The sequence below is a fragment of the Pseudomonas sp. YQ_5 genome (assembly GCF_043103305.1).
GTDB classification, from domain to species: Bacteria; Pseudomonadota; Gammaproteobacteria; order Pseudomonadales; family Pseudomonadaceae; genus Aquipseudomonas; species Aquipseudomonas putida_Y.
The window spans coordinates 25,098-51,890 of the sequence record NZ_JBICJS010000079.1 but is presented as its reverse complement, the minus strand read 5'-3'; the positions used below and the strand labels follow the sequence as shown (position 1 = coordinate 51,890).

Genomic DNA, 26,793 nt, shown 5'->3' with positions numbered 1-26,793 from the left:
CAAATTGATTGTTGCATCGAATATTCCAGCGGATAACTAGCACTCCAATGAAAAAAATACTTGAGCACCGCACCCCGCAGTTTTGGTCACCAAGTTGCATTCCTTGCCTCACCTCGTCGACAACTCAACAGCTCAGCTCGATAGAGACTCATGCCGTGTTACGCATAGCCGACACCAGTAATCACAAATCTCGACAGCTATCCAATTCCGCATTATCTATGCTATTGTTTCTCAGTGCCACATCAAGGATTTCAATCTGGTAACGGTAACGGGCTGCAAGATACCCAAGCAATATCGAGCCTATTGAGATACCAAACAGAAATGCTCCAACCCAAAGTAACAGGGTATTGGCAAGGTTATCTAGCTTGAAACCTGCTGAGAGTGTCTGGGCGACCCAATCCAAACCACCAAATTCGCCGACAAACGAGTATGAGGTTGCTAGCAATCCAACAACAGCCGTTTTCTCACCAAAAAATCGCCCTGAACTGGCACTTATTCGATTTACCCTCCGTTCCAACCAAAACCGTGCATCCTTTAACTCGAACATTCCGTAAGCTTCCAATTTACTAGCCAATTTCTGCTCATGCCGGACGTCTTCACACAAACTATCGAGAGCAAGAATCTTCCACTTCACCAGTAGCATTAACGAGGCTATCATTGGAATTAGTAGAGCAGCCAAAGCTAGTACCGTAGTGAATATAAAAAGCACTGTAACCAATATAGTAGCGACTACAGTCGGGGGCTTAACATCATATAAAAGCACGAACAACACGTTTATCGAAAAGCAAAAAAACGAGCAGACCAGGGACCAATTTGCGATTGCTTGAGCCTTAGCCTCCAAATCGGTACGACCAACTTTTCGCGGCTCACAGCCATTTAACAATTCTAAAATTTTTATCGTATGCTCAATCGACACTGCCATTTTCCCTACATGACTTTCGAGATTGGCCTAGGCCAATGCCAATTCACCTGTCGACATCAAATCAGACACACAAGCCCTTCTGACTAGGTAATAAACTTGGCAAGCCCTAGCGAAAGTGCTCGCGAAAGCTCGCCCTGAAATCCAGTGGTTTTAAGTACAACTGGCTCGACAAGTCACCTCGCAAAATAAAAAGCTTTGGCTCGGTACTAAGCTGGAAAACCCTGTAGAGATAAAACTGCCCCCCTGCTTCTCCAGAGAACTCTAGCTCATTGTGACTTACAACAAACGAGGACGCGATCCCTCCATTGGTAGCCTTTACTTCGATATAGCGATGCAGAACATCACTTTCAAACGAAAGAATGTCGTAGCCAGCGCCATCACCCTGAGTGTCCGAGATCCATTCCAGCTTCTGGAAAAGCTCAGGATGACCTATCTCCGTCAGCCGATGCTGCTCATAACCAATCACCCAATCCTCCCCCAATCGCCCAAGTTTACGATTCGCTTCGTCCCGAGCGGCGTAGTCAAGCTTGCGCGGTAGGCGCTCTCGAGAACGAGAAGGTACACCGAGCTTTTGCCGCTCCTCCATAATCGGAGACTCAACTAGCACAGCCGAGTAGGATTTCTGTGTCGGTGTCTTTACCTCCTCCAGCACATCTATGATGTTGCTTACATCTGCGGAATATCGAAGCACATAATCTTGGACAGCCTTGCGCAATAACAGTTGGCTGTTGCCGCGCGGTTTGTAGCCCTGAATGAAAGGCAGGCCCATGCCCGCGAGAACGCCGCTGATGTTCTGATGTTTGAGCTCTACGGAGGCTTTGCTTCGCCCTCTCAACTGCTTTCGCAAGATTTCGTTGTGCCGGGACTTGTTGAAGGCCACGCTATCAGCTTCCAAGCGTAGCATTTCAAAATAGTCCAAGACGGTGGCGTGGACCTCATCTTCCGTCCAATCCTCCCCGATCCGTATAACCTCAAAACCCAAGCTCCGAAGCAACGGAACCACGGTGGTTTCACCGCCAGAGAAATCGCCCGCGCCAAGCACGCCTAGGTTAGGAAACTGCTTACCAAAGGCAACAGCCACGATCGCCTTGGAATCGCATGGTTCGCCAGTTCGAGGGTTGCGGACCATGTAATCTCTGGACTTACCGAAGCCGTATCGCTTGAGAAACGCCGCTCGTCCCAAATGCGAAAATTCGTCCATTGCAGCCTGTACAGCGGCGGGGCTTTTCAGAAGGGAAAGCTGAGTCACTAACTATGCGTCCTTGCGGCAATCTTCTCTGCAACTCTCAGCTTTTTCCTACGCGAAATCAAGCCAGCAAGGCATCGGAGCCCGCACGCCATGATGCGTCCCGACGCCAAAGTCGAAAAAGTCTATCTCTACCCCAAGCCCGTCGACTTCCGAAAATCCATTGATGGCTTGGCGGCGCTGGTCGAGTTGGACATCAAGGTGGCGGTGTTCGACCCCGTGCTCTTCGTATTTCTCAACAAATCCCGCAACCGTGTGAAGATCTTGTACTGGGAGCGCAACGGCTTCTGTCTTTGGCTCAAGCGCCTGGAATCCGAGCGATTCAAAACATCACCTGACGCCACCGACGAAGCGATTGTCCTCACCGTCCAGGAACTGAACTGGTTACTCGACGGTTTTGACCTCTGGCGCAATCGCCCGCATCAGGTTTTGACGCCGCGATTCGTCGCCTGATTCGTTATAATCCGGGGCATGATTTCCATGCCCGAAGACCTTCCCGATGACCCCGTACTGCTCAAGCAGATGCTTGCGCAGTTATTGATGGAGCGCACGGTCGATAAGGGCCAGATCGTCGATCTCAAAGAGCAGGTCAAGCTACTGCGCGACCGTCTGTTCAGTCGCAAGTCCGAGCAGACCGTTGAAACCAACACGCCGCAACTCGCGTTGTTCAACGAGCCGGAAAGCCTGTCGATACCTCCGGTCGATGACGACGAAGAAGTGGTCGCGCCAACACTGCGTCGTGGCAAGCGCAAACCGCTGTCCGCTGACCTGCCGCGCATTGAAGTCATCCACGAACTGCCCGAACACGAGCAGGCCTGTGCCTGTGGTTGCCGCAAACACGTGATCGGTGAAGAAACCAGCGAGCAGCTGGATATCGTGCCGATGCAGATCCGGGTGCTCAAACACATCCGTAAAATTTACGGTTGCCGTGGTTGTGAAGCCGCTCCGGTCACCGCTGACAAAACCGCACAGTTGATCGAGAAGAGCATGGCCAGCCCGAGCGTGCTGGCCATGCTGTTGGCCACCAAGTATGTCGATGGCTTGCCGCTGCACCGTTTTGAAACGGTGCTGAGCCGACACGGTATCGAGATTCCGCGTCAGACTTTGGCGCGCTGGGTGATTCAGTGCGGTGAGCACCTGCAACCACTGCTGAATCTGATGCGCGACCGGTTGCTGGAAAGCCCGGTCATCCATTGCGATGAAACCCGCGTCCAAGTTCTTAAAGAACCGGATCGAGACCCGACCAGCCAATCCTGGATGTGGATGCAAGCCAGTGGGCCACCGGATCGGAAAGTCGTGCTGTTCGACTACACCTCCAGCCGTGCGCAGGAGGTGCCGTTGCGCTTGCTGGAAAGTTATCGCGGCTATGTGATGACGGACGATTACGCCGGCTACAACGCCTTGGCGTTGCAGCCGGGTGTCGAACGATTGGCGTGCATGGCGCATGCGCGTCGCAAGTTTGTTGAAGCTCAGAAAGTGCAGCCCAAGGGCAAAGCCGGACGCGCGGATATGGCGCTGTCATTGATCAATAAGCTATATGGCATCGAGCGTGAACTGAAGGACGCCATTGATGAGCAGCGATTGACTGGCCGGCAGGAGAAGAGCCTGCCGATCCTGGGGCAGTTGAAAAGTTGGCTGGACAAAACGCAGCCACATGTGACGTCGCAAAGTGTGCTCGGCAAGGCGGTGAATTACTTGGCGAGCAATTGGAGTCGGCTGGAGCGTTATGTGGAGGCTGGGTATTTGCCGATCGACAATAACCCGGCAGAGCGTGCAATAAAGCCATTTGTGATTGGCCGCAAAGCCTGGCTGTTCAGCGACACGCCCAAGGGTGCCGCCGCCAGTGCTCAGCTCTACAGTTTAGTCGAGACTGCCAAGATCAACGGCCAAGAGCCCTATACGTGGCTGCGCCACGTACTGGAGCGGCTGCCCCATGCGCAGTCGGTGGTAGATTATGAAGCGCTGTTGCCGTGGAACTGTTCACCGGAAATGCCACGGTAAACGATGGCCTCACCTTGCGGTAGGTGGGGTTCATGGATCGCTTACGATTATTTGAGAATATGGCGGGGGCTGTCTCAGCCTGACTTAGAGGGTAATGTTGGGGTGGGAAATGATGGCAAACGTGCGTCGGCTGTTGACTTCGTTGACAATTTTGCTGTCGGACATCGTTCTGGATCTCGATTGTGTACGCTGTTATGTACACAGCTGAAAAGGTGCCTTTGGCCGCTTGCTACAGGCCAGCGCAGGAAATCGCGCATTGTAACAAAAAGCACCTTCAAACGCCCACGGAATGAGCCTTTGGGCGACGTATGCACGGGGAGGTTCGACTGCCCGCCAAGGTTTTCATGCAGCATTGCGCTCTAGGATCAGGCCCATCGTCAAAAGGCAGCGCACAAGACTTGCAGGGCCGTGGGGAAGGCTGTAGGAAAGGAATATTGAGTGATGGCGATTTTATATCAATAAAGGAACTCTCTACATCATGGAACAATCGCTTCGCAGATACACCGAGCTTCCCTACCTGATTGACTACCTGCAAACAAAAGAGCTTGTCCTGCTGAATCCCGCCACCTGGGATGACAGGAACGACTCCTACTACATTGAGCAATTTGCGCGCGCAAATGGATACCAGAGCACCTATGCGCTTTGCTTAGCCGATGCCTCGGAAACCTATCATCACTGGAGAGTGTTCTCTCATGGCGGCAGTGGAATCTGTATCGAGTTCGACAGAGAAAAGCTTCTCTCGGCAGTGCTCGCTGTACCTGGCTTGCGCGCTGAGGGGGTGAAGTACAAAACGATAGAGACACTCCGCTCATCCGCGCCATTGCAGAATGATTTACCGTTTTTGAAACGGCACGCGTTTATTGATGAGAGAGAGTTCAGACTTTTCTATGGTTCCCAGAAAAAGGGAGCACCTGTAATGCGTATCCCTGTTCCGCTCAACAGCATAAAACGGATCACCTTGAGCCCATGGCTTACAAAATCCGTTGTCGATCATGTCAAGCAGACCCTGAAAAGCATAAAGGGCTGTAGCGGGCTGAAAATTTACAAATCCACACTGGTAGAGAACGAAAACTGGAAAAAATTTGCTGGCGACGTATCACTGTAGGAAATGACCGGACTGGTGAAGGTTATATTCGAGGGATGGATGGAAATTAAGATTGGAAGTCTGATCGACATCGAGTCGATCAAGGATTACAAAATCCATTTCGCTGTCTGGAATGGACACGAAGATCCGCTCGATGTCTTCGTTCGGGATCGAGAAGAGTGGAAAGGCTGGAATGGATGGAAAGGCACTCGCGATGATTTCAGCAGGCGCTACATCTTCAGCCTTATTAGGTATCGGCACAGGCCTGGCACATGGCTGTTCGGCGGAATATTTCAGGTAATTGAGCGCCTACCCAACAAAAATATTGTTGCGCTTACGGATAAATACAGCAGTTACATCGGCAGACTGCTGATTGAGTATCATGGCCCCGGCTCTCGTGGCAGGGCTTTTTATCTCGAAAAGCATTTCGACAGTCTGGTGCTCTCACAAATACTTGAGAAACCATATACAGGCGAAGCATTTTGCGGGTATGAAAATATCGAGCATAGCTTCCCTGTGCTGGAGTCGATATTTGTACAAAAGAAACCGGACTGGAAGTCTGCTCTGGAGAATGTGAAGGGCGTTTATCTGATTGCCGATAAAAGCAACGGCAAAAAATACGTGGGCTCGGCGTATGGCGACTCCGGCATCTGGTCCCGATGGTCCTGCTACATCGGGACAGGTCATGGCTGGAATGATGAGCTTACCAAAATCATAAAGACAGAAGGCAAGGACTACGCGCGGAGAAACTTCCAGTTCTCTTTGCTCGAATATCGTTCCATGAAAACCGACGACAAGGTTATTATTGAGCGAGAGCAGTACTGGAAGCGCGCCCTGCTTTCAGGAGCATTCGGCTACAATCTAAACTAATTTAATCGCTATGCGCTTTCGGGCAATGTAGGTGAAAATGGGTAAGCTGAATATCATAGGCAATGGATTTGATCTTTGGCATGGGCTGCCAACCAGCTACGACTTGTTCTATGCCTTTGCCAAAGACACGCTAGATGAACTGGAGTCTTTTTACCTCATTGAGACAATCCTGAGCGGTCCTTGGTCAGATTTCGAAAATTCGCTAGGGAAATTTGGCTGGCAGCTATTCTACGAAGCCCACGACCATACCGACCCAACAGCCGAAAATTTTCGACCTAGTGAAGCGCTTAGCCTTGAAGATGATATCACTGAACAAGCCAATGACCTTGTTGAGGCCATCAAAGAGCGTTTCCATGACTGGATAGGAAGCATTGATGTCTCGCTGGCGTCAAAGAAGACGTCATTTTCTAAGACTGACTCTTTCCTCTCTTTCAACTACACCTCCACTCTTCAGCAGGTATATGGAATAGATGACGTAAATATCTTGCACATACACGGCAGGTCTGATGCATACGATGATTTAATCTTCGGCCATGGCGAAACGAGGGAAGAAGAACCTGAATTTGATGAGAATGGTGACAGCAACCGCACAATGTTTTCAGATGCGGAAGGTGCAGCCAAGTATCCTTTCTACATACTTCAGAAGCCAGTAAGTGAAGCAATAAAAAACAACAAAGCCTTTTTCGATTCATTAGGTGCCCTTTCGGCCATTAGCATTATTGGGCATTCGTTAAATAATATTGACCTGCCATATTTTGAAGAGGTAGCGAAAAACGCAAATAATGCAAAGTGGACGGTCTATTGCTATAGGCTCGACGATAGCGAGCACTATTTGAAACAGTTGCTTAAATGTGGCATAAACAGTAAAAATGTAACCATTAGCACATATGCAAAATTGCCAGGCGCACGATAAAGTTTGTGCGCCTTGAGGTTTGAGGGATTAAATGCAGCCGACAGTCTTTGTATCTTACTCACACGATGACCCATCCCATTTAGATTGGGTCCTGCAGCTTGCGACACGTTTGAGATCAAATGGCGCGAATGTAATACTTGACCGATGGAACTTGAAATTGGGGCAAGATTTGGCGTCCTTTATGGAGCGGGGTTTATCAAGCGCGAATCGAGTTATTTGCATTTGCTCTGAGAAATATGTTGAAAAAGCAAATTCTGGCAAAGGCGGCGCTGGATACGAGAAACAAATCATCACCGCCGAACTTATGACGAATTTGAATTCAAACTGGGTTATTCCTTTAATTAGGAACAATAGCCAAAACAAAAAGGTACCCACCTTCTTGGGAGGTAGGCTATTCGTTTCATTTGAAGATGACAGGCTGTATGAAAAGAACTACGAAGAGCTTCTTCGAGAATTGCTAGATGAACCAGTTCTACCAATTCCACCAATTGGGCAAAACCCTTTTCAAACGGCCAAGGCCTTTGCCAATCAAAAATTCCTCCCAAATAACGAAAAATACGTATCTCCCGCTATGAGCGGCACAGTAACCTTTGACTACTCAAACAACAATGGTAGGTATTTTATCGGGCAAGGTGAGTTGTCTTTCGTGCTAGCATTTAGCAAATCAAGCGATACAAACATCCAGCTTTACAATGATCCTCCTGAAATCAATACGATTGCTATTGCAAAGGGTGTAGAGCATATAGCTGATATTGAAGATGCCCGTGTCTTCGACGGCTCATCAAGGGTTCGCAGGCCACGGGTTGGGCAGATAGCCGTTCTGCAAAATATGAATGGTTTTTATGCGGCAATAAAGATTCTCTCAGTGAAAGATGACACTCGCGGGCCCGATGAAGATGAAGTGATCTTTGAGTACGTTATACAAAGCAATGGCAGTTCAAAATTCACTGCCTGAGTACTTCAATCAACATCTAATACTATCTCTCCCGATCAGGCTCATGCCCCTTGCTGTGACGCGACGGCATGAGCGGTCGGGATTTCCCCGGCCCCTCACCTTCGCGCTGCTCCTGCTTCCCTTTGCGGAATATTGCTGTGGCACGTTCAAACGCCGCCATCACGTCCGGGAACGGGCTACGCGATGCGTGTCGCGCCTTCTCGAAAGCGGCCATGACATCGGGAACTGTTCCCTTGCTCGGCGCGTGCCTGTGTCCCGTAATTTGATCCAGCGCTGGCATTGCACCGTCCTTACCACGCGCCCGGATGCGCCGAGCGCGCTGTTGGTCGCGCATGAAGGCCGCGAGCTCGCGCTTGTCGACCTTTTCCAGCGAGGTGCGTTGCCGATCAATGTTCGCTCCCTGAAGTTTGAGCCGGAGCGCCAGCGTTGCAGCTTCATGTGCCTGACGTGCTCTCAATTGAGCGTATTGATCTAGATAGGCCCGCAGGCGCTTCGTGTCCTGATAGTGCTGAAGCTTGTGCCGTAGGAAGTTCACGCCACTGACCTTGCCCAGAAAATCAGCGAGCCCCGTGGGGCGATGCTGATACCGTTCCTGGCGGACTTTTCTCATCAGGGCGAGATGTTCGGTGCGCAGCCGGTCCCGCTCTGCCCGGTGCCTGGTCTGCTGCGCCACACGCAGGCAATGCTGCCGGTGTTTGAGGGTTTCACGCTGCTGATCCAGTACAAGCCGCCGCTCCTGCTGGGCGTGCTTGAGCTCGGCAAGCTTGTCGGCGTAATCCTCCTCCCGCACTGACCTCTCGACCTGCTTGCGGTGAGCGGCCACGAGTTTCTGCGCTTCCTCCACGGTTGGCAGTGCCTCGCACGGAAACTCCTTCTCCAGGAACTCACGGATGTCCTTGGTGCGGACAGATTTGTCATCAATCAACCTAGGCAACGCATTCAAGTTGCCATACAGATCCACCAGCACATAGGGGCGGTTGCCGGTCGCCAGTATGTAGCCGCGCTCACTCAAGGCCTGGACGAATGAGCGGGCATTGTCGCTCTGCTGCCAGGCCTCGGTAACCTGCTGCTTGTGGTCGTCTGTGGAGAGCCCCGTTTGCTGCAATTGCGCCCGCTCATACAGGGAGAGCTGACCAACATTGCGGGACTTCTCATATCCGGCAGGAAGCGTCAGGCCGTGATCGCGAGCGAAAGCCCTGGTCACCCGCATCAACTTGTCCCTGTCGAAAGCCAGATGGACGGCCTTCTGGTTGTCGGCGTCGATCCGTGACCAGACCACATGGCAATGCTCGCGACCATCCTTGATATGGAACACCACGGCACGGGGCTGAGCCCCTAAGCCCAAGCTTTCCTCGGTACGCCGGATATAGTCCATATACTGATCGCGGGTCAGCGGCCCCTGGGCTGGATCAGGGTTGATCGACATGCTGTACAGGTACTTGTGACAGCGGGTCAATGTTTCGGCCTGCACCTGCCATTCTTTGAACGCACCATGCAGGTCACCCGCTATGGCTCCGCGTAGGTCGGCAACCTCGGCCAACTCATTGTCGTAGGCATTCAGCAGGTGAGTAGCGAGGTCCTGGCCGCTGCCACGCTGCGACGCAAAAGGGATCATGGCTCCCTCCCCAGCACCAGCATGAGATAGCTCCGGATTTCGGCAAGCTCATCCCGGCATTCTTGAAGGAGCGGGCTATGGTTGCCATCCAGCGGCGACTTGCACGCCTGCTCCAGCCTGTCGTTGATACGGGCTGCCTGCGATAGCAGCATGGCCACCATCTTCTGATCCAGGGATGACATTGGTCTGGAGCGTGGTGCGGCCTGCCCGAACACGGCTTCGGTGATGAAGGCGTTGACGGACTGTCGCGAGTTTCGGACCCGCGTATGAAACTCCTCGCGCAGCCGTTCGGGCGGTCGATATGAGATAGGCGCTGGACGTTTCGTTTTTCGTCTGGTCATGCCTATGAACTTATCTGCTCGACAAACGCTGCCTTCCTCTTGGTTTCCTCGCGCGGTCAGCGACGCGCTATTGATCGATGGGTTTCCAAAGGGAGAGCTGACATCTCCTTTTGGTCGGCACCGGGCCGAAATCCCGGTCGTGGTTCAGGACGCGAAAGTCCTGATCGAGGGTCGCAAGGGGCTACGAAGTGCCCTTTGCTCGATGGAGTTCAGAGGAGAGCCGAAGTCTCCTCTGAGCGTGATGCAACGGCGACACGTTGCGCCTTAATCCCTTGGTGAGAAAGTTCCACAAGAACTTTGGAGCCTAGGGATTCCCAAGGGGGGATCGCGGGGGACTGGAAGTCCCCCCGCAAGGTGGGCGTGGTACTACCACGCACACCTTGTGCTCACTTCGTTCGCATCTGGCCCTTGAGTCCAGTTTATGGCTGGGGATGTGAATAATTTCTAAAAGAAAAGCTGGCCACCGAGGTGGTCGCTCCTTTCCGAAATGGTATTGCTGGTTGTCCATAGCACGGCGGTGTGTGCATGGATACAAAAAAGCCCCGGAGCGCGACATACAGTGACGTACTTGTATGGAGCGTGTGCCGGGGCCTGAATCAGATTCTGGCGGACTGGTGCGGATAGCAAAAAAGACGAGCCTTGCGGCCCGTCTTTGCGGTGCTGATCCAGCAGCTACTCAGCTGATTGGTCGGTGCTTTGGATCTCGTAGAGCATGAAATCGGAGATGACCTGCGTGCCCGCGAGCTTGATGTAGAACGAACCATCGGCATTTCTCCAGGCGACGCCGATCCGTTCATAGACTGCCTGCTCGCCCGTGCCTTTGCGGATCTTTGCGACGAAGCCAGGTTTCCGGGATTCAGATATGGTGGATTTGGTGTTCATGATGTTGCTCCTTTTCGCTTGAGGCTGGTTTATTCCAGCGACGAGCCCCCAGCAACCAGCGAGCGACGACGTGTCATGGGCAACACGGGCCTGCACCAGGGCGACAGCCCGAAAAGGTGCAGGCTGGCGCGGGCCGCCCATTGACACGCCGCCAGGGCATCGGCGAGCGCTGGCTACGGGGTAAAGGCTTATAGCTGGGATAAAGGCAGCCCCGGAAAAATGGAGTATCTGAGTACCGCCCCCTCCTGATAAGACAGGAGGATTGCGAGAGGAAAGCCGCATACAGGCGCGTGTAATGCTCATGGCCACACCTACGGGAGGACACTGCCATGAGCGATTTCTATAAGGAGTTCATGCGGGATGTTCCGCGCGGCGACTCAACCCGCCCCTTGCGGGAGCAGAAAGTGCCGCAGGCGCGATGGATGAGGCTCGAAGACATCGCGGCTAGCCAAACACTATCGTATGACCTGCGTAAGCCGGGGAAAAAAGTCCTGATCGGTGCCCTGGGAAAACAGCTTATCGGGATTGAGGACGACCGCCACATACTGACGGTAGCGGGCTCCCGATCCGGGAAATCAGTCGGCCTCATCAGCAACCTGCTATTTTACCCCGGTAGCATCCTGGCCACTGACCCCAAGGGCGAACTGGCCGATATAACGGCAGACCGGCGTGCTGGTCTGGGGCAGAAAATTTACGTGGTTGACCCTTTCGGCGTCTCCGGCGTGGCGGCCTCGAAATACCGTGCCTCGTACAATCCCATGAGCATCCTGACAGCAGGCAGCGAGACATTTCTTGAGGATGCCGCGTTGATTGCGGAGTCGATTGTCGTGCAGTCGGCAGATCAGAAAGACCCGCACTGGGATGAATCCGCCAAGAACTTCATCGAGGGCGTAATTATTCATGTCGCGACTGCGCAACAGTACAGTTCCAAACGCCACCTCATCACCATGCGAGAGCTGATTAAACGGGCGCTGTGGGTTGAGCCAGTAGATGACGATGACAGCAAGGCAAAACCATCAATGCCCCTCCTCTATGAGGAGATGATGGACAACGCCTACCAACTGCAGGACCACCCGGAAACTGAAGACATTGGCAGCGCCGTCATGGCGTCGGCGCTCGATTTCTACGGCAAGAAAGGGGCAGAGATTTCCGGCGTTCACTCAACCGTAAACCGGCATACCAAATTCCTCGACTACTCGGCGTTTCGCAAGGTGTTGAGAGAGCATGATTTCGATCTGGCGGAGCTAAAACGCAACCCAGTAGGGGTCAGCATTTATCTGTGCTTCCCCGCGACCCGCATTGAGATTTCCAGGCGCTGGATGCGCGTTTTCGTAAACCAACTTCTCGATGCGATGGAGCGAGAGAAAAAGGTTCCGCCTGTCCCGGTGCTTGCGTGCCTCGATGAATTTCCTGTCCTCGGCTATATGAAGCAGCTTGAAACCGCATCCGGGCTGATCGCCTCGTTCGGCGTGAAGCTCTGGGTCATTATTCAGGACTGGAGTCAGGGCAAAGCGTTGTACGGGGAGCGTTGGGAGACGTTCGCCGGCAATGCCGGGATTATGCAGTTCTTCGGAAACAATGACCTGGCGACAACCGAATATATATCCAAGCTGCTCGGAAAAACGCAGGTGGAAGTCGCGCGAACGGGAGAAGTCGCGCAAGATCAGCAGCACAAAGGGCTTTCTGGCCGGTCAGAAGCCATCGAGCTTTACGACCTCATGACGCCTGATGAAATCAGACGTCACTTTTCCCGAAATGATCCGCTTAAGCGGCAAATTATCCTATGGGCGGGGCGTCATCCGATGATGATGCAGCGTGTGGTCTGGCACGAGTTGTTTAACAATTGACCGGACCGCCTCAATGCGTGGATGTAGAAGCCTCAAGGTTTATGCCCAGTTCATGGGCCTGCTTTACCTGTTTTTTTGAAAGCAATACACCAACCGCATAGTCCGCCCCACACGAGAATGCCAGTTCGGAAGCATAGCGACCGTGATTGTCTTTCAACAGATAGTCACACTTCCCACTATTAACCAGCACGCGTAGACAATGGCGGCTTCCCAGCGCTGCCGCGTAATGAAGTGCCGTCATTCCCTGCTCGTCCTGCATGTTCATCTCCTGAGTGCCTTGGTCAATTCTGCTCTTAACAACTTCAGGATAGCCGTATTTGACACACTCAATCAGAGTAAGATAGCCATGAGAGTTGTAGGAACTGGCTTCGCCGTAGAACTTCTCTCTGGGTTTCTTCCTCTTCAACGCATCTCGAAATTCAGTTTCCACTAGTCGAACCCTCTATTCTATTTTTGGGCAGCCGAAGGAAATTCAGGGCATTAGGTATATAAGTAGATCCATCAGGCTGCAACCTTGTTCGCAACTCGTATGGGTTATGGCTCGGACCATTCCGAAGGAGGCATACATGCATTGAAGAGGAGCCCTCAGCGATCACAACTCCGGTCTGGATATAGCTGACACAAATAGTATGGCATGCTTCATCACTTAAAAAGGCATGAAGTCTCATTTCATCGGTAGCCAATACGCCATAACCATTTCTAATGGTTTTTACACGAGTGTAGAATTCAGGCCTCTGATGAAAATCCTCTTCAGAGGGATTTCCAACAACGAGCTTGTGAGTCTCTGTAATTCGCAGAAACTCCTTGGACTTATCTAGCGTAATTTTCAGCTCAAAAAGTTCTTGTCTTTCAGGGCGCGGATTGAAACATGCCTCATATACACCCGCATGATATATTATGTATTCCTTTGCGCAAATATCCTTTGTTGCAATGTATTGATGAACGGCCAGCATTTCCCGCAGGCCTGATTTATCCTCATCCAGATGCTGTATATCTATCAATTTTGAATGAAGGAGGAATCGAGTTAGATCCTTTAGCCTATCCAGGCCCAAAACCGTGATTCTCGCTGCAAATCGACGCAATGCTTCCGGCTTAAAGGCCAGCTCTGCATCATCTTCAGAATATTTATCAATATTTATGTCTGAGCAGGCTATATCGTTGCGGACCTGCGTCCACGATGGAAGGCGGCCATTACGCGCGCTAGCAATCCGGTAGTTATTGAGGGCGACACGAATTTTCTCAATCTGCCACTCGGTAAATTCAATTTCATCGAATTCCATTTACCCCTACCTCCATCTTGTAGCGCGAGGAATGCGCGGCGAACCTCGGGTGCAGCAGTGTTTTAGCCTAGCCCAAAACGCTCAATGAGGAGGCTGGTCATGAAACCTGACATGCAAAACCCGATGGCCGGGAATCCGCCTACTGAGCAGGCAACCGACCAGGCTGGTCGGATGATGTTCAGGGTGAGCCCGAGGGAGCTGACCCCTGAGACGGCTGAATGTGCCGATGTGCTTGGTTTGCTGCTCAAGTTCGCATTGGTTGCCGCCTGCTTCTTCGTTCTATCCAGCTGGAGCGACCCGGAGTTTCCGCGCGTCACGGCATCCATAGGGACGGTTGCTCTTGGATATCTGGCGATACGTTGGCGGCAGCTATGCCACACGACAACAGAGATAGAGCTGCGCATGGGCTCGATCAAGGTCAAGCGATTGTTTGTCTGGCAGAGCTATGACCGAAGCCTCGATCACCGCTTTTCGCTATTGCAGCATGACAACACCGAGAATGAGCGGCGGCGTCATGACCTAGCCGTTCGCAAAGCGTCGGCTGAGGGCCGTGTGGTGCAGAAGACGGTTTATTACGGTGACTCGTACCATGTGGTCTTGTCGTACGCGGGGCACCGCATCGACCTGCTCACGGTCTATGGCCTGCCCCAGGCGGCGGCTGTTGTTGCCCGCTTGCAGTACTGCGACCGGCTGCTTGACCAGGAAGCGAAACGCGGCAATGGCGGCGAAGCTCCCCCTGCAGGGAATGAGTGGGCCGACGCGCCTGGAGGGCTTGATGATGACTAGTCAACGCCTCCTAAGCCTGGCTGCGCATCCAAGATCCGATCACGACCGATTTGTGGATACACCAAATCAGGATCAGGCATATCCAAGCGGCTCAACGTCTTCAAGATACTCCTGCTGCAAACTCTCCAGTTCTTCGGCGCTGTTTACAAAGCCTTCCTGCTGGATAAAGTCATGGCCTGCCTGCTTTAAAAACGCCTTAATCCAGATATTGCTGCCCAATGATGTGTCGTACAGATCCCGGCAGAAAGCAAACAGAACCCGAGCCAAAGCGCGAGCTATTGTTCGTGGCGGCAATCCCTGGCCCTCCAGAGCGCGAATATGGACCAGGAACTGTTGTTCAATTTCCGCTTCACTCGGGTCAGCCACAAATTCGCTCATGGGGGTTGGAAAGCGTTCGTCCATGTCATCCTCCTTGATATCATTAACATCGAATAACCAGGTACTCTTCTGCTCGTCCGGACGATGCAGGTTGCCTTTGTACAGCGCCAGGTACGCTTGCGCGGGTGTGTCCGCGCAAGATCAGGCTGACCCTAAGGGCTCAGCTTTTTTAAGGTGCTTTTCTCGCAAAACAACCAGCTTTTCGATGTCGCTTGCAAACTCTTCTTCCTGGATGAAGTCGCGCCCTGTCGCCTGCAGGAAGTCCCTGACCCAGAGACGGCTGAGTATCGAGTTGTCGTACAGGTCCAGACAGAAGTTGAAAAGTGCCCGTGCCAAAGCACGCGCTATCGTGCGCGGCTTTATACCCCGGCATTCCAAACCACGAATATGGGCTAATAATTGTTGTTCCACCCACGCTGAGTCCGGATCGCTTACGAAGTCGCACAATGATATTGGCAGGCTTTCTTTCATGTCACCCTCCTTGAAGTCGATTATGAGTTGATCCTTTCACAATGACTTCACCAGCGTCCAGATAATTATGCAGGTGGCTTATCGTGAACAAAAAAGACTCTTTCAATGATACAGCCCGCAAGGTAAGCGACGCCTTTAAAGCAAAGGAAAAAGAGCTTCGCAAAGCGCGCGACCAGCAACTTATCAAGCTAAAAAAAGAGCAAAATTTACGAATAGATGACGATATGGAAAAAGCGAAGCAGAAAATCCTGCGAGAACATAACCGGCTGGATTGCAAACCATCCTATGCACGCCGAAAACCTATCACTGGTAAACAACTGGAAGAACAGGCAAAACGTGCCGTTGAAGCCAGTAACTTAAAGGAATCAACTCTCATTCACGAGCAATACAGGCGTGAAGTCATGTTGCTTGAGAATGCAGGCCAGCATCAGCAAGGCGAGAAAGATATTGATAAGGCTCGAAGCCCTGACAGTATTACAGGCGTTTTTAACGATCTGCCAAAAGATAGAGACGGCAATGAGTTGGAGCGCTAATCGCGCTTTCAATTCCTGCCGGACTGAATCCAGGCCGCCCCCTGCCCGCGAGAAGCCATTGGGCCGGAAACAGTTGGACAGCCGAGCTGAACGGATCGTGGAAGCGCGGCATGTGCGGAGATCGAATGTGATCCGGGCGCGCAGCGCAAGAGCAAGGCCTTGGCAGGTGATCTGTCTTGAAGAAGATGCGGCCCGAAGGGCCGCGCGCATTTTTCTAATGCTCAGCGGGTCGGCTTTTGATCATCGAAAGGTGGAATACATCGCAGGCTGCACCATACTGAACAGCCAGAGCTCACCTTAACTCCCGTATGCCTTGGGTTTGATGACCAGCCGGAAAGCACTTCACAGGAAGGTGATATGGCCGCAGAAGAAAGCGAGAAAATTGCGATTGTCGGCGGGGGGATTGCAGGACTCTACTGCGCCTACATCCTTGGCAGGCAGGGAAAAAGGGTCACTCTTTTTGAAGCGACTGGTCGGTTTGGTGGACGGATTCTAACTGTTCGCCTATTACAGCCGGACTCTCAAAAAGCTGAAATTCAAGCCATTGTGCCGAATGGCGAGAGAGATCTGAGCGCCAAAGACTATAAAAGGCTGGAGTTCTATGCAGAATTTGGCCCCATGAGGGTGGAACTGGATAAACAGATTCTTTTGCGGGGACTCTTCGAACACTTAGATATTAAACCAGACGCCAGCAATGCAAAGGACAAGACAAAGGCATCGCTTGTTGAATTTCCTGCCTATGCTTCACCAGCCTCGGTCGGAGACCCGAGTTATGAGCTCCGACCAGAAGAGGAAGGGAAAACACCGCTTCAACTGATGCAACTTGCGATGCTGCGCATCATGATGAAGGTTACATTATCGAAGGGAGATAAAAACTACAGGAAGTTTCGGGACAAGCTGATTTCCGATGTCCAGCTCGCCGCTGCGACCGGGGAGGATATTCTCCCGGTTTATATGGACTGGGTTCGTACTCTTGGACCGGACCAGCATGTCGCCATCCAGTTTTATGGCGAGATCGATAGTGTGCCTCTTTATGCACAAGGATTTTGGAACCTGCTCAGTGATTATTTGAGCCATGACGCTATCATGAAGGTTCGTGATCTTGGCACGTTTTATCACTTGCTTGCGCTCAATCCTAATGCTGCCGAATGGCTTACCTGGTGGCTGATAGGACTTTCTATCAGCGATGGCTTAAAGGGCGTATATGGCGGCATGTCATCGCTCATCATCAGACTTCGAAATAAAATCAAAAAAGAGTGTAAAGGGCGGGTTATACTTAAGAAAGACGCTGAAGTCACCGCTATTGAGTTCGTAAAGGTCAAAGGCGATTCAGGCACTAAAAAGGATATGGGGCCTCTTGAAATTAGAATTGGCAGTAAACTATGGCCCGAGCAATTCAGTAGGGTTATTCTGGCCCTGCCAAAAGGGCCAATAAAACGCCTGTTACAGAAGTCAGCTCAGGTATTTGAGGCGGAGAACGAGCTTCCGGAATTATTAGGGTCAGCAGCAGCTTTCCCGATGGTTAAAGTTTTCGCCGTCGTCAAAAACCGCTGGTGGGGCAATGAGCCTATGGCCAACCGCTATGCAACGCGCGTTCCCACACGGGAGCTGCATTATTGGCCCGCAACGCACAACGAAAATTTTGGCATGATCATGTTCTACACTGATTTGCCAGCACAAGCGTTTTGGTCGAACTACGTCCCGCCAGGCAAGCAGATGTCGGTTTCCTATAAAGGCGGCCCAGACAATCCTTTGCCGGAAGCAACGGAAAAGAGACTGCTCGACAAAATTGTCCAATATATCAGCGAAAACAATGTCCCTGATTTGAAGAAAGATGACATTCTCTGGTGGGGCATTCGCGACTGGGGTCGCTTCCCCTATGGGGGAGCCAACCATATGTGGCGACCAGAACGGAAATACTGGCACGTGATGGGCCGACTCGGCGAGATTCCCGCCAGGTCGGCCCGGATTCACATCTGCGGCGAAGCATACTCCGACTATCACGGATTTATCGAAGGTGCGCTACGCTCTGCCTCCTATACGATTCACCGGATTTTCGAAGGGGATAATCCGGCCAGTCTCAAATGCCTGCGTCAGTGCGGCCTTATTGGGGCTGACGACTTATATTCCGAGTATCTCAACTCACTCAATAACTGGTGCAATCTCCTCGACGCATCGAGAATGGATAAAAGGAAACAATCTTTTCTGTACCAGGGGGAGCGCGCCGATCTAAGACCCAAAAAACCTCAGTGACCTCAGCGCTTCGCTCTTTCAAAAGATGAAACCTGGCCGGGTGAATCGACCAGGTTTCTTGTTTAATAACCACAGCTTTGGCTCCCGACTCTGGCTGGAGTCTCAGGGTGTATGCCCTAGCCGATCAGTGTGCCCATTTGTTTTATGTCCCACTAAATGCTTCCATTCAGGGATCAGTCTGCGTATGGCCGCTATTCGTTCTTTCACAATGGGCTTTTCTGTGCTCACCAATTGCCTTAATCTTTCAACAGCACGCTCCTGAAGATCATATAACATCTCGCAATCGTCCTCCGGCAAATAAAACGTGCTATACGGATCACCATAATAATGCTTCCCTTCATGCTCTCTAACCAGAGACTGATCTTTCATCTTATACTTGTATTTCTCATAGTAAAACATAATGTCATAAGCCAGATCGCACTCATCTATTAATCGTTCTTTCAAAAATGGAATTTTATGAGCCAGGGAGTCGATACTGTCCCAATCCACATCAGGGCCGCTATTCCGGGGAAGAGCAACCTTATAGAATTTATTGATGGCCTTGAAAAGTTTATTTACCCTAAGCAATAGATCATCGTAATCAGCCGTCAGTTTGTTGGCCAATGCAAAGGCATTTGAGAGCAGCCCGGTATATGCCACACCTCCAACTGACCCGATATGCTCTGCGATATTTTCATACAGGTTGCCACTCACGGCTCCTGAGCCATATTGAGCGACCTTGCGAAACTCTTTGGAGACTTTCTCCTTATCCGATGCGAAAAAGCCCTCCAAGGTAGTCGTGAAATTTTCTGGTGGCTGGTTAAAATCCAGAAGAACGCCCAGCAAGGTTGCGATGCGTTGGTCCTTGAGATCCTTTTGCGCCTGGCGCCTTTGATAATCTTCCATTTTTTATTCCTTTTCTTAAACATAGCCATATGACGTCCAAACCACATGACGCCGCGACGAGGCGTGTGGGTGGATAAACTTACAATGATGGGATTTGAGCAATAGGGTTCGTGCGCGTTAGTCGCGCATGAGCATCAGGGCAGCAGTGAGAAAGCGATGTTTATATTGCATATTTCACCCATATCATTAGAGCGAAATAAAAATCAACAAAAATCATTCCCTTCCATTTAAGTATTAAATGCACGAGAGGTCTAAACGGCAGCCTTAAGCGGGGTCGTTAAGTTTTAGAAAATTCGGCCCGAAGGGCCGCGTTTTTTTGCCAGGACGGCCAGGCAGTTCCTCCGATATTTGGGAGGCCCTGCCCGGTTGTTGCTCTACCGATTCCAGAACACATGGACTTCGCGACATCCAACCTCAAGGGTGAACACGTCGCCGTTCAGTTCCATGTCACGCGCCATGGCTTCGTAGTTGATGTAATAGCTCAAGGACTCCGGAATCACGGTGGTTTCCTCGGTGAGCTCCTGCGCGTAGTCGGCCAGTGACTCGTAGCAGCCGCAATAATCCTCGTCGGCAGCTTTGCGGGCGTCCTCGATGCTGGAAAACTGGGCGAGCAGTGCGCCGCCGAATGCGGGGAATTCTTCGATAAAGCAGGCAACCTCGTGCGCGGTGTCGATCCCTGCATATTCACCGAGCGCGTAACCGTCGAAGCCCTCGTAATCGTGGATGGCGTACTCCTCTGCATCCGGTACAGGGGATGCGACGAGCATGGCGGTGATCTGCTCTTGAATCGCTTCGACCTCCTCGCTCGCGTCTATCCAGACGCCATGGAGGTATCCGCCATTATAGGCGGCAAGGTCGGCAACGTAGATGCGGGGCGTGGTGGTCATGGCTCTGGTCTCCTTCTCGGGCTGTTGGGTGCATGTGCTTGAGCGCGCACATGCACCCCTGCCCGTCGGCGAGACCGGGGAGGCAAAACGCAGGGGCCTGATAAAGGGAGGGGAATCACCCGGCCTGCACAAACCCATGTCCTTCAATGGGTGCGGAAGGTTGGGGAAACCCTTTATCGGGGCGGAGCTTTACCCTTGCGATGCGCCAGGGGCAGCGCCCCTTAGTAGCTTTTCTATCCACGCGAAAGGGATCGTCACCGGATGGCCGGGACAAGATTTCCATTGGCCCGGTGCGCGTTCAGCGCATAGAGCCCGGTCTGACAGCGCAGTCGTCAAATTCGCCCAGGTTTCTTCTCGTTCACATGGTTATCAGCGTTTCACTTTCTCATCCTTACTCCTTCTGCTCACGCCTGCGCGCCTTTGGTTTGGGCTGTAGCACAAGCGCCGTCTGTCCCTGCAGCAAGTCATAAATGACTCCTCCTCTCACGTTGCGGCCCTCCGGGTGCTGCGAAGCCGACGCCCGTGCTGACACAGCGTCACAAGGCCGCGATGGGTGGCCGAAAGGCAAAAGGAGAGATGAAATGAAACTGATGACGATTTTTGAACTGGCCGCAAAACCTGATAGCGAACTGCATGCCCTGTACCGCCAGGCCTTCAATGACGCTGCACGCGGTGAGCGCACCGGCCAGGACTATCAGAACGCCCTGGCCACACTGGCAAATATCCGCCGCGTGCTGAACTCAAGGGCATTGCGCCCTTGAGCCCCTTGCTGGAGCATGCCCATCAGCCCTGAAGCCAGGACTCCACAGTGGCCGCGCCGTATTCGGCTTTCCACTCTTTCAAGACGCGATGATTGCCGCCCTTGGTTTCCACGACTTCGCCACTGTGAGGATTCTTGTAGCGCTTGAGAGCACGCGGACGCCGATGTGCGGCTACGGCTTTCTCCTGCTTGCGGCCAGCCGGAGCCGGGTCAAGGATGGTGACAATGTCTTTCAAACCCTTGCCGTAGGATTCCATCAGGGCCTTGAGCTTCGATTCGAATTCGATCTCTTTCTTCAGACCGGCGTCGCCTTTCAGCGCTTCGAGTTGAGCGAGTTGCTCCTGGAGCGCGCGCTCCGCGGCGCGGAATTCAGCCAATTTTGACACTGTTGTAACCCTCTAAAGGACGCATATGCGTGTGGGTCGAATATAGCAAAGTTGGATTTAAGTATTCACGCGAGAGAAAACAACAAAAGGAAAAACCTCAAGGGCGTATCACCCTTGAGGTTTAATATTCCTCTGGTTATTGAATATTTTGCTTACGCCAGTTATCGACCGCAACCGATAGCCGTTTATCCTTGACCGGCTTTTGCCATTCATCCCAGAAGTTGACCGTACCGCTATTCGGTTTATTTTTTGGTTCATCGATCCTGATCCGGCTCGGCAGCAAGCTGGCATCACCAACGACTAACGCCTCACCTGTATCGAGAGTCGGGAGAATATCGCTGAACCCACCGAGGCTATCCGGCAGCAGTCGTTTGATAACTCCCTGATCCTCAGCGTTCGTCAATCTCATGGATACGAAGTTGCTGCACTGGCTAAGCATCGTTTTATTTACCTCAGATGGACGCTGGCTTATCACAACGAGGCTCACGCCGTATTTTCGACCTTCTTTGGCGATACGCTCGAAGATGTCGAGTGAGATATCATCGGCAGAGTCGGCCATGTTTCGTTGAGGCATGTAGAGATGCGCTTCGTCACAGAGAAGCGCAATCGGATGACGTAGCTCGGATGGCGTCCACTGTTGGACGGAAAAGGTAACCCGCGCAACGAGAGATACGATCAGTGGCAGAACATCTGACGGGACCTCAGAGAAGTTGATGATCTTGATTCCCGCCTTGCCGTTTTCATCAGTGCTGCCGAGCACGGCAGTGGTGAACTTTTCAAGCCAGGTAAAATCCAGTACATCTCCGCCACCATTGAACATAAAGCCAAGGCGTCTATCGGAGATTTTGTTCTCAAGCCGGGAAATCATGCGCGACAGCTTACCGTTGAAGTCGCCTTGCTTCTCACCGCGAGCGCCGGGAACCATCTCGACGTTGATCTCATTCAACCGCCCCATGAGGAAACCAAGATCAAACGGGACCGGACTATCGACGGTGAAGTGCTTGAGCACATCTTTTTGGTCGTTATCTTCCAGGTATTTTTGCTTCGCCTGGTTAATCTCACGCGCCATGATCATGGCTTGGTTGGGCGCGTTCTGGTCGCTACGGTCAACAAACATGGACACGAGTGCTTCATACGAAAGCAGCCAGTAAGGCAGATAAAGTACGCCATCACCAATAGTGCGTTTTGCCTCAACGTCTGCAGGACCGGCCACCTTGAAATGTTGAATGCCCTGTCCTACGAGTGGCGCGTATTCACCATGGAGGTCAAAAACTATAGCATTCGCCGTGGAGAGTCCTGACATCTGTTCAATGATCTTGGCTGTCGTCCAGGATTTACCTGATCCGGTACTACCGCCGATAAATGCGTGGCGCTGAAAAAACTTGTTACCGTTGAGGTAGGCAACTGCATGTTCATCTAGTGTGTATTTGCCCAGCGTCAGAGCATTCCCATCGGCTGAGACGCTAGAGAGCGTGCGCATAAAGCCGGTAAGGTTTTCGCCCTCAAGCGAAAAGCAATTAGCGTCAATTTCAGGAACGCTTTCCAGAGTGCGGCGAAAGACATTTTCTCTTTCTCCGTCTCGATCCAGCATGGTGCCAATCAGGGCGATACGGCACAGATTTAGTTCTGAGGTCTGGTCGTTAATCCCGTCTGTGGTGATGTCCTCGACGCCACGTTTACGGGTCACCTGAGTGATGAGGCCGATAAGGTGCTGTCCGGGCCTGCTGCTTTGCAGGACGGCGAGATGGTTGACCTGCAATCGTTTGAGTTGATCGACATTCTCCACGTCCACGATTACGTTGGTCGTGTCGACGGACGCAACCTTCCCAAGTGCATCTTCATCCTTAAAGTTAAATATCGGCATCTCTTCTTCCTACATGATGAGTGACAGATAACCCTCAAGACTCCATATATTTTTTTCAATGGTCAATGGAGTCTTATCCAAAGAGGAGTAAACGATGGACTGGTCGTCCGTTGCTCCTCGCTCTATTGCTAGATAATTCTGTGCCTTGCCGTCAAGGATTAGCTTCTTGGCAGCATCTGAAAGCGTATAAGTAACAATGGTGATGGGGGTATTCTGACGAAGGCATTTGACCATGAGCTTCGGCTGAATATGCTCGTCATTGAATCCGTAGCCAATACACAGGTAAGAGCTAGCAGCAGTAATAGCCAAATCAGCATTATTGATAATCGAGCGATATGGCTCTAGATGCGTTGTTTGGTATTTCTGAGTTCCCGGGGTTACGATTTCAGGCCTGTAGTTAACAGGTATCCCTTGAATATTTGAAAGGGCGACAATGTCTTCGAGAGGTGATTTAAACCAGTCCAAAGAACCATGAACTTTCCAGATATTCACCCTGCGCGAAGATGTTATCTCATTCGGTGCGGCCAACTGCCGAAAGAATCCGTGTGTGAATCCGGTATAATGGTGGACCCCTTCTTGATCGCAGGCATACTCTGCCAGTCTGTCATAATTCGTAGTGACGATATTAATTTTGGTGAGGCTGCTTTTGAACATGTGACGAAGCAGTCGACTCAGCGGAAACATCGCTTGATTCTGAAGGCTTTCGTGGAATATTTGAATGTCTTCAGAGCTGATGAGCGACCAGGTTGCTTTGATAATTCTGGAAGTCAGCTCATCTGTAACAGCCACCTGATGCAGCGCAGACTCAAGATCAACGCCCGCCTCTAAAACCTGGCAAAATTTTCCCCAAGCTTCTATCTCGTTAGCCGATAGACCTGCAATGTCGGTATTTGCGACCAAGTGCTTCGCAAGCTTCCACATACCAGACATACCATGGGCAGACGATGCGCCGCTCCCCAGAATGATGAGGGGAGCCTTGCTGTAATAGTCCTGCGCTTGTTTTTGAAAATTCAGGTCAGACAAAATTCTATCCTTGCTGTTTGTGTCGGTCCCAAAAACTACGCCTGGCAGGCTATTAGCATACAAGGCTTACCCTCAATGGAGCATACCTTACACAATCCAATGCCAATTTGGATTGTGTAAGGTATTTACCTCATTCCAGTTGCGCCGCCATGGTGGCCACATGTCCTGCCAGGCTGGTCACAAACGTCTTAAAGCTGGTCAGATCTGAAAGAGACCCGTTCTCTCCTGAGCCCACGGCCTCACGTGGCGAAGCGATCAGCGCAGCGGAGGAATAGAGCTGTTCCTGCATGAGCCGCTGACACAAGATGTCGTAGCGGCTCAAATAGGATGCACCGTTAAACTCCTTGAACGTCGGGAAGTGAGGCGACTTGTCACGAACGGGAGTACGCGAACCTGGGGCATCTTCGACCACCATCAGCCAGCCAATGAAAGGCCGAGGTTGCTTACCGAACGCCCCCTCACGATAGGCAGTCCACAGGCAGTGTGCGGTGCCGATTGCCTCTTCCGTTCTGTTGTTGAAGTTGTTCCCGAAAGACGGCCCCACCTGGCTCTTGAGCTCAATGGCGGCAATCAGTTGGCCCTTGTGCATGACAATAATGTCCCAGAGCTTGGTGGGCCTGAAATACCCCGGAAGCGTCAGGGCAGCCTTTTGCTGATGAATCTGCGCGTGGGAAAGGCCGTTCTTCCTGACGATGTCCGCAATGAGGTCGGTGAAGCCGTCCATGTTCTTGCCGCCGGTGACTCCAGCGCGCTCACCCTGATCGACTTTCCCGGATTCCAGTTGCTTCTTCTTGGCGTCCTCCCGGCTTTGCCAGAAGGCCTTTACCGCTTCGGGTGTTTTCACTTCGTAGTTAGCGAGGTCTAGCGACACAGTTAATCTCCATTCCCGCCCAGAGCGGCACACTCTTCGGGCGTAAGTCCATACAGTTTAAAAACGGCGCGGTTGCAGGCGGGGAGGTCCTGCTTTTCGGCAGCTTCAGAAAGCTCTTTTCTTAAATCTTCAGGAACATCCTTCCAGAGCGGAACCCTGATACGACGCAGATATTGCGCCTGGAAGCGCAGATATCCGCCACGCATTTTGGTCGAGTAGACAGATACGAACAGCCTCGCTATGCCAGAAAGCAGCACGGCTTGAAGGGCCCTCATGTCCCAGTCGTCCGAGAGGATAAAGTACAGATTATGGTGAGGGTATAAGGTCCCGTCGTCGTAAACGACGTGGGCGTCCCCCTTGATATCCGGGATCAACAGCTTCGGTTTCTTCGCAAGCGAGGGCGTGATGCGGTCGATGGTGCGATACCAGGAAGACGGCTGGCTCTTGGCGACATGCCGGTTGCCGATCACCTCTTTGTGGGTTTCAAGATAGCGCCGCAGACGCGGATATTTCGCAAGATCGACCAGGCCGCCTTCATCTTTGAAGGGGTTGATGACACTGTAGCCACGCCACTCTAAGCGCCCGTCGACGATATCGCGGGTCATGGCAAGCGGTAGCTTGCGATCCGGCTCAACGTCGAGCGAGTCGAAGGGCGCGATAAAGACTTTATCCGCGCCTGTGGCCACGCCGATACCGACTTTGCATCCGGCCTCTTCCAGAACCGGGAACGCCCCCTCAAGGCGGCGCACAAGATCCATCTGATCCGAGGATTCCAGAATCCAGGGCTCGTCGCCTGAGGTGACACAGGCCATCTCGCGGATGGCGTCTTCACCCTTTGGCAGAGCCTTCTCTGCAATGAGACTGGCAAGCCGCTTCAGGTGAGCACCATCCAGCTCAGGGCTATGCACGATGCGAGTGGCCCCAGCCTTCTGCCGCGAGATCACGGTAATGGCGGGATAGGCAATCACATCGCTATGGAACGCCTGCGTGGCGGTCATGTCGATGTAGACCTTCAGGTGGAAGCCTGAGGCGACCATGTGGCGCAGCGGTCCACCATAGCGGTTCTTCATCCAGCGATCTGCACAGATGAAACCCAGGTTGCCGCCCTTGGTGAGGTGGCTCAGCGAACGCTCAATGAAGGGGATGTAGAGGTCTGCCCGGTCATAGATCGTCTTGTAGCGTGCTCTGTATTCCGCCATGAGCACGTCCGGGATGAGCTCCTGCCGGACATAGGGCGGATTGCCTACAACAAAGTCGAACTGGCCGGGAATGTCAGCCAGCAGAAAATCGCCCTGGATCAGCCAGCAATCGGCGAGCGCCTGGGCGTCTTTGCTGGGGATATGGGCGTCTTGCAGCGCTGCAATGACAAGCGCCTTGGCCTGAATGAAAGTGTCATGGTGCAGCTCAACAGCACGAATGCAGTCGCGCAAGGCGCTGAAGGCATCCTTGTCGCAGTCGCTGGATTGCCAGACTTTCAGCAGGCGCTCGATGGCCGGAACGAGGAAGTCGCCGCCTCCGAAGGACGGTTCAAGAAGACGTAAGCGGTGCAGCGGGGCATCAATGGTGTAACCGCTTAAGTCCAGGATGAATTCGACAACCTCTCGGCGGGTGAACACGGCCCCTCGTGCTTCCACACCACCCGAGGTCGCCAGCGCATGAACAGCTGCCGTGACGGGGCAGAGCTCAGGAAGTGAAAGCTGATGAAGTTTGAGAGATGTCGTCATGAGACCTTGGATTTTG

General features: G+C 52.3%; 27 protein-coding genes. 11 read left to right on the top strand and 16 right to left on the bottom strand.

Translation table 11 applies throughout. The features are described from left to right. Positions 1–181 precede the first annotated feature (181 nt). On the bottom strand, positions 182–922 hold the full coding sequence (locus tag ACF8EA_RS18555) for a hypothetical protein (protein WP_209965250.1): 741 nt from the start codon (positions 920–922) through the stop codon (positions 182–184). A 106-nt stretch (positions 923–1,028) separates the two neighbouring features. Then, positions 1,029–2,171: a DUF3883 domain-containing protein gene (locus ACF8EA_RS18550; protein ID WP_209965248.1), complete on the bottom strand. Its 1,143-nt coding sequence runs from the start codon at positions 2,169–2,171 to the stop codon at positions 1,029–1,031. 90 nt (positions 2,172–2,261) lie between these two features. Here ACF8EA_RS18550 and tnpB point away from each other — a divergent pair, with 90 nt between their 5' ends. From tnpB to ACF8EA_RS18520, 6 genes are all read left to right on the top strand, one after another. After that, complete coding sequence (tnpB, locus tag ACF8EA_RS18545; RefSeq protein ID WP_012270248.1) at positions 2,262–2,621, top strand: IS66 family insertion sequence element accessory protein TnpB; 360 nt, start codon at positions 2,262–2,264, stop codon at positions 2,619–2,621. 18 nt (positions 2,622–2,639) lie between these two features. After that, positions 2,640–4,169, top strand: a complete 1,530-nt coding sequence (tnpC, locus tag ACF8EA_RS18540) for an IS66 family transposase (protein ID WP_392522910.1) — start codon at positions 2,640–2,642, stop codon at positions 4,167–4,169. Positions 4,170–4,647: 478 nt separating this feature from the next. Beyond that, positions 4,648–5,274: a hypothetical protein gene (locus ACF8EA_RS18535; protein ID WP_321141775.1), complete on the top strand. Its 627-nt coding sequence runs from the start codon at positions 4,648–4,650 to the stop codon at positions 5,272–5,274. 39 nt (positions 5,275–5,313) lie between these two features. Further along, positions 5,314–6,123: a GIY-YIG nuclease family protein gene (locus tag ACF8EA_RS18530; RefSeq protein ID WP_392522909.1), complete on the top strand. Its 810-nt coding sequence runs from the start codon at positions 5,314–5,316 to the stop codon at positions 6,121–6,123. 37 nt (positions 6,124–6,160) lie between these two features. Next, positions 6,161–7,036 carry a bacteriophage abortive infection AbiH family protein gene (locus ACF8EA_RS18525; protein ID WP_392522907.1) on the top strand — a complete coding sequence of 292 codons (876 nt, stop codon included), beginning with the start codon at positions 6,161–6,163 and terminating at the stop codon, positions 7,034–7,036. 31 nt (positions 7,037–7,067) lie between these two features. Next, positions 7,068–7,991, top strand: a complete 924-nt coding sequence (locus ACF8EA_RS18520) for a toll/interleukin-1 receptor domain-containing protein (RefSeq protein WP_321141778.1) — start codon at positions 7,068–7,070, stop codon at positions 7,989–7,991. A gap of 22 nt (positions 7,992–8,013) precedes the next feature. On the opposite strand, the gene ACF8EA_RS18515 is transcribed toward ACF8EA_RS18520, so the two are convergent. From ACF8EA_RS18515 to ACF8EA_RS18505, 3 genes are all read right to left on the bottom strand, one after another. Then, positions 8,014–9,606 carry a relaxase/mobilization nuclease domain-containing protein gene (locus ACF8EA_RS18515; RefSeq protein WP_392522906.1) on the bottom strand — a complete coding sequence of 531 codons (1,593 nt, stop codon included), beginning with the start codon at positions 9,604–9,606 and terminating at the stop codon, positions 8,014–8,016. Next, positions 9,603–9,947, bottom strand: coding sequence for a hypothetical protein (locus tag ACF8EA_RS18510; protein WP_251009998.1), 345 nt, complete (start codon positions 9,945–9,947; stop codon positions 9,603–9,605). The genes ACF8EA_RS18515 and ACF8EA_RS18510 overlap by 4 nt, the downstream gene beginning before the upstream one ends. Before the next feature lie 672 nt (positions 9,948–10,619). Beyond that, complete coding sequence (locus ACF8EA_RS18505) at positions 10,620–10,829, bottom strand: hypothetical protein (protein ID WP_392522904.1); 210 nt, start codon at positions 10,827–10,829, stop codon at positions 10,620–10,622. A gap of 329 nt (positions 10,830–11,158) precedes the next feature. Here ACF8EA_RS18505 and ACF8EA_RS18500 point away from each other — a divergent pair, with 329 nt between their 5' ends. Continuing rightward, positions 11,159–12,676 carry a type IV secretory system conjugative DNA transfer family protein gene (locus ACF8EA_RS18500; RefSeq protein WP_392522903.1) on the top strand — a complete coding sequence of 506 codons (1,518 nt, stop codon included), beginning with the start codon at positions 11,159–11,161 and terminating at the stop codon, positions 12,674–12,676. Between the two features lie 10 nt (positions 12,677–12,686). Here the strand turns inward: ACF8EA_RS18500 and ACF8EA_RS18495 are convergent, their stop codons facing one another. Next, positions 12,687–13,106 carry an ankyrin repeat domain-containing protein gene (locus tag ACF8EA_RS18495; RefSeq protein ID WP_392522901.1) on the bottom strand — a complete coding sequence of 140 codons (420 nt, stop codon included), beginning with the start codon at positions 13,104–13,106 and terminating at the stop codon, positions 12,687–12,689. Then, positions 13,096–13,956, bottom strand: coding sequence for a hypothetical protein (locus tag ACF8EA_RS18490; protein ID WP_392522900.1), 861 nt, complete (start codon positions 13,954–13,956; stop codon positions 13,096–13,098). Before ACF8EA_RS18490 ends, ACF8EA_RS18495 begins: the two co-directional genes overlap by 11 nt. Before the next feature lie 99 nt (positions 13,957–14,055). Between ACF8EA_RS18490 and ACF8EA_RS18485 the strand changes: the two genes are divergently transcribed. Continuing rightward, on the top strand, positions 14,056–14,742 hold the full coding sequence (locus ACF8EA_RS18485) for a hypothetical protein (RefSeq protein WP_392522899.1): 687 nt from the start codon (positions 14,056–14,058) through the stop codon (positions 14,740–14,742). Positions 14,743–14,814: 72 nt separating this feature from the next. Here the strand turns inward: ACF8EA_RS18485 and ACF8EA_RS18480 are convergent, their stop codons facing one another. Then, positions 14,815–15,144 (bottom strand): hypothetical protein, encoded by a 330-nt coding sequence (locus tag ACF8EA_RS18480; RefSeq protein WP_392522897.1) that lies wholly within the window; start codon positions 15,142–15,144, stop codon positions 14,815–14,817. Positions 15,145–15,261: 117 nt separating this feature from the next. Next, a complete protein-coding gene (locus tag ACF8EA_RS18475; protein WP_392522896.1) occupies positions 15,262–15,591 on the bottom strand; it encodes a hypothetical protein in 330 nt (109 codons plus the stop codon). Between the two features lie 83 nt (positions 15,592–15,674). On the opposite strand from ACF8EA_RS18475, the gene ACF8EA_RS18470 reads away from it, so the two are divergent. Together ACF8EA_RS18470 and ACF8EA_RS18465 are read left to right on the top strand one after the other, a co-directional pair. Further along, positions 15,675–16,124 (top strand): hypothetical protein, encoded by a 450-nt coding sequence (locus ACF8EA_RS18470; protein WP_392522894.1) that lies wholly within the window; start codon positions 15,675–15,677, stop codon positions 16,122–16,124. A 357-nt stretch (positions 16,125–16,481) separates the two neighbouring features. Then, positions 16,482–18,377, top strand: coding sequence for a flavin monoamine oxidase family protein (locus ACF8EA_RS18465; protein WP_392522892.1), 1,896 nt, complete (start codon positions 16,482–16,484; stop codon positions 18,375–18,377). 102 nt (positions 18,378–18,479) lie between these two features. Here ACF8EA_RS18465 and ACF8EA_RS18460 read toward each other — a convergent pair whose 3' ends face one another. Both ACF8EA_RS18460 and ACF8EA_RS18455 read right to left on the bottom strand, forming a co-directional pair. Continuing rightward, entirely contained in the window at positions 18,480–19,262 is a 783-nt protein-coding gene (locus ACF8EA_RS18460) for a hypothetical protein (RefSeq protein WP_392522891.1), read from the bottom strand. A 374-nt stretch (positions 19,263–19,636) separates the two neighbouring features. Beyond that, positions 19,637–20,149 carry an antirestriction protein ArdA gene (locus ACF8EA_RS18455; protein WP_392522889.1) on the bottom strand — a complete coding sequence of 171 codons (513 nt, stop codon included), beginning with the start codon at positions 20,147–20,149 and terminating at the stop codon, positions 19,637–19,639. Between the two features lie 581 nt (positions 20,150–20,730). Between ACF8EA_RS18455 and ACF8EA_RS18450 the strand changes: the two genes are divergently transcribed. Then, the gene (locus tag ACF8EA_RS18450) at positions 20,731–20,910 is read left to right on the top strand and encodes a hypothetical protein (RefSeq protein WP_392522887.1); all 180 of its coding nucleotides are present in this window, start codon (positions 20,731–20,733) and stop codon (positions 20,908–20,910) included. 22 nt (positions 20,911–20,932) lie between these two features. Here ACF8EA_RS18450 and ACF8EA_RS18445 read toward each other — a convergent pair whose 3' ends face one another. From ACF8EA_RS18445 to ACF8EA_RS18425, 5 genes are all read right to left on the bottom strand, one after another. Then, the gene (locus ACF8EA_RS18445) at positions 20,933–21,295 is read right to left on the bottom strand and encodes a histone-like nucleoid-structuring protein, MvaT/MvaU family (RefSeq protein WP_392522885.1); all 363 of its coding nucleotides are present in this window, start codon (positions 21,293–21,295) and stop codon (positions 20,933–20,935) included. A gap of 136 nt (positions 21,296–21,431) precedes the next feature. After that, positions 21,432–23,159 (bottom strand): ATP-binding protein, encoded by a 1,728-nt coding sequence (locus tag ACF8EA_RS18440; RefSeq protein WP_392522884.1) that lies wholly within the window; start codon positions 23,157–23,159, stop codon positions 21,432–21,434. Between the two features lie 9 nt (positions 23,160–23,168). After that, positions 23,169–24,182, bottom strand: coding sequence for an SIR2 family protein (locus tag ACF8EA_RS18435; RefSeq protein WP_392522882.1), 1,014 nt, complete (start codon positions 24,180–24,182; stop codon positions 23,169–23,171). A gap of 130 nt (positions 24,183–24,312) precedes the next feature. Next, positions 24,313–25,053: a PaeR7I family type II restriction endonuclease gene (locus tag ACF8EA_RS18430; protein WP_392522880.1), complete on the bottom strand. Its 741-nt coding sequence runs from the start codon at positions 25,051–25,053 to the stop codon at positions 24,313–24,315. Positions 25,054–25,055: 2 nt separating this feature from the next. Continuing rightward, positions 25,056–26,777 carry an Eco57I restriction-modification methylase domain-containing protein gene (locus ACF8EA_RS18425; RefSeq protein ID WP_392522878.1) on the bottom strand — a complete coding sequence of 574 codons (1,722 nt, stop codon included), beginning with the start codon at positions 26,775–26,777 and terminating at the stop codon, positions 25,056–25,058. Positions 26,778–26,793: the final 16 nt, after the last annotated feature.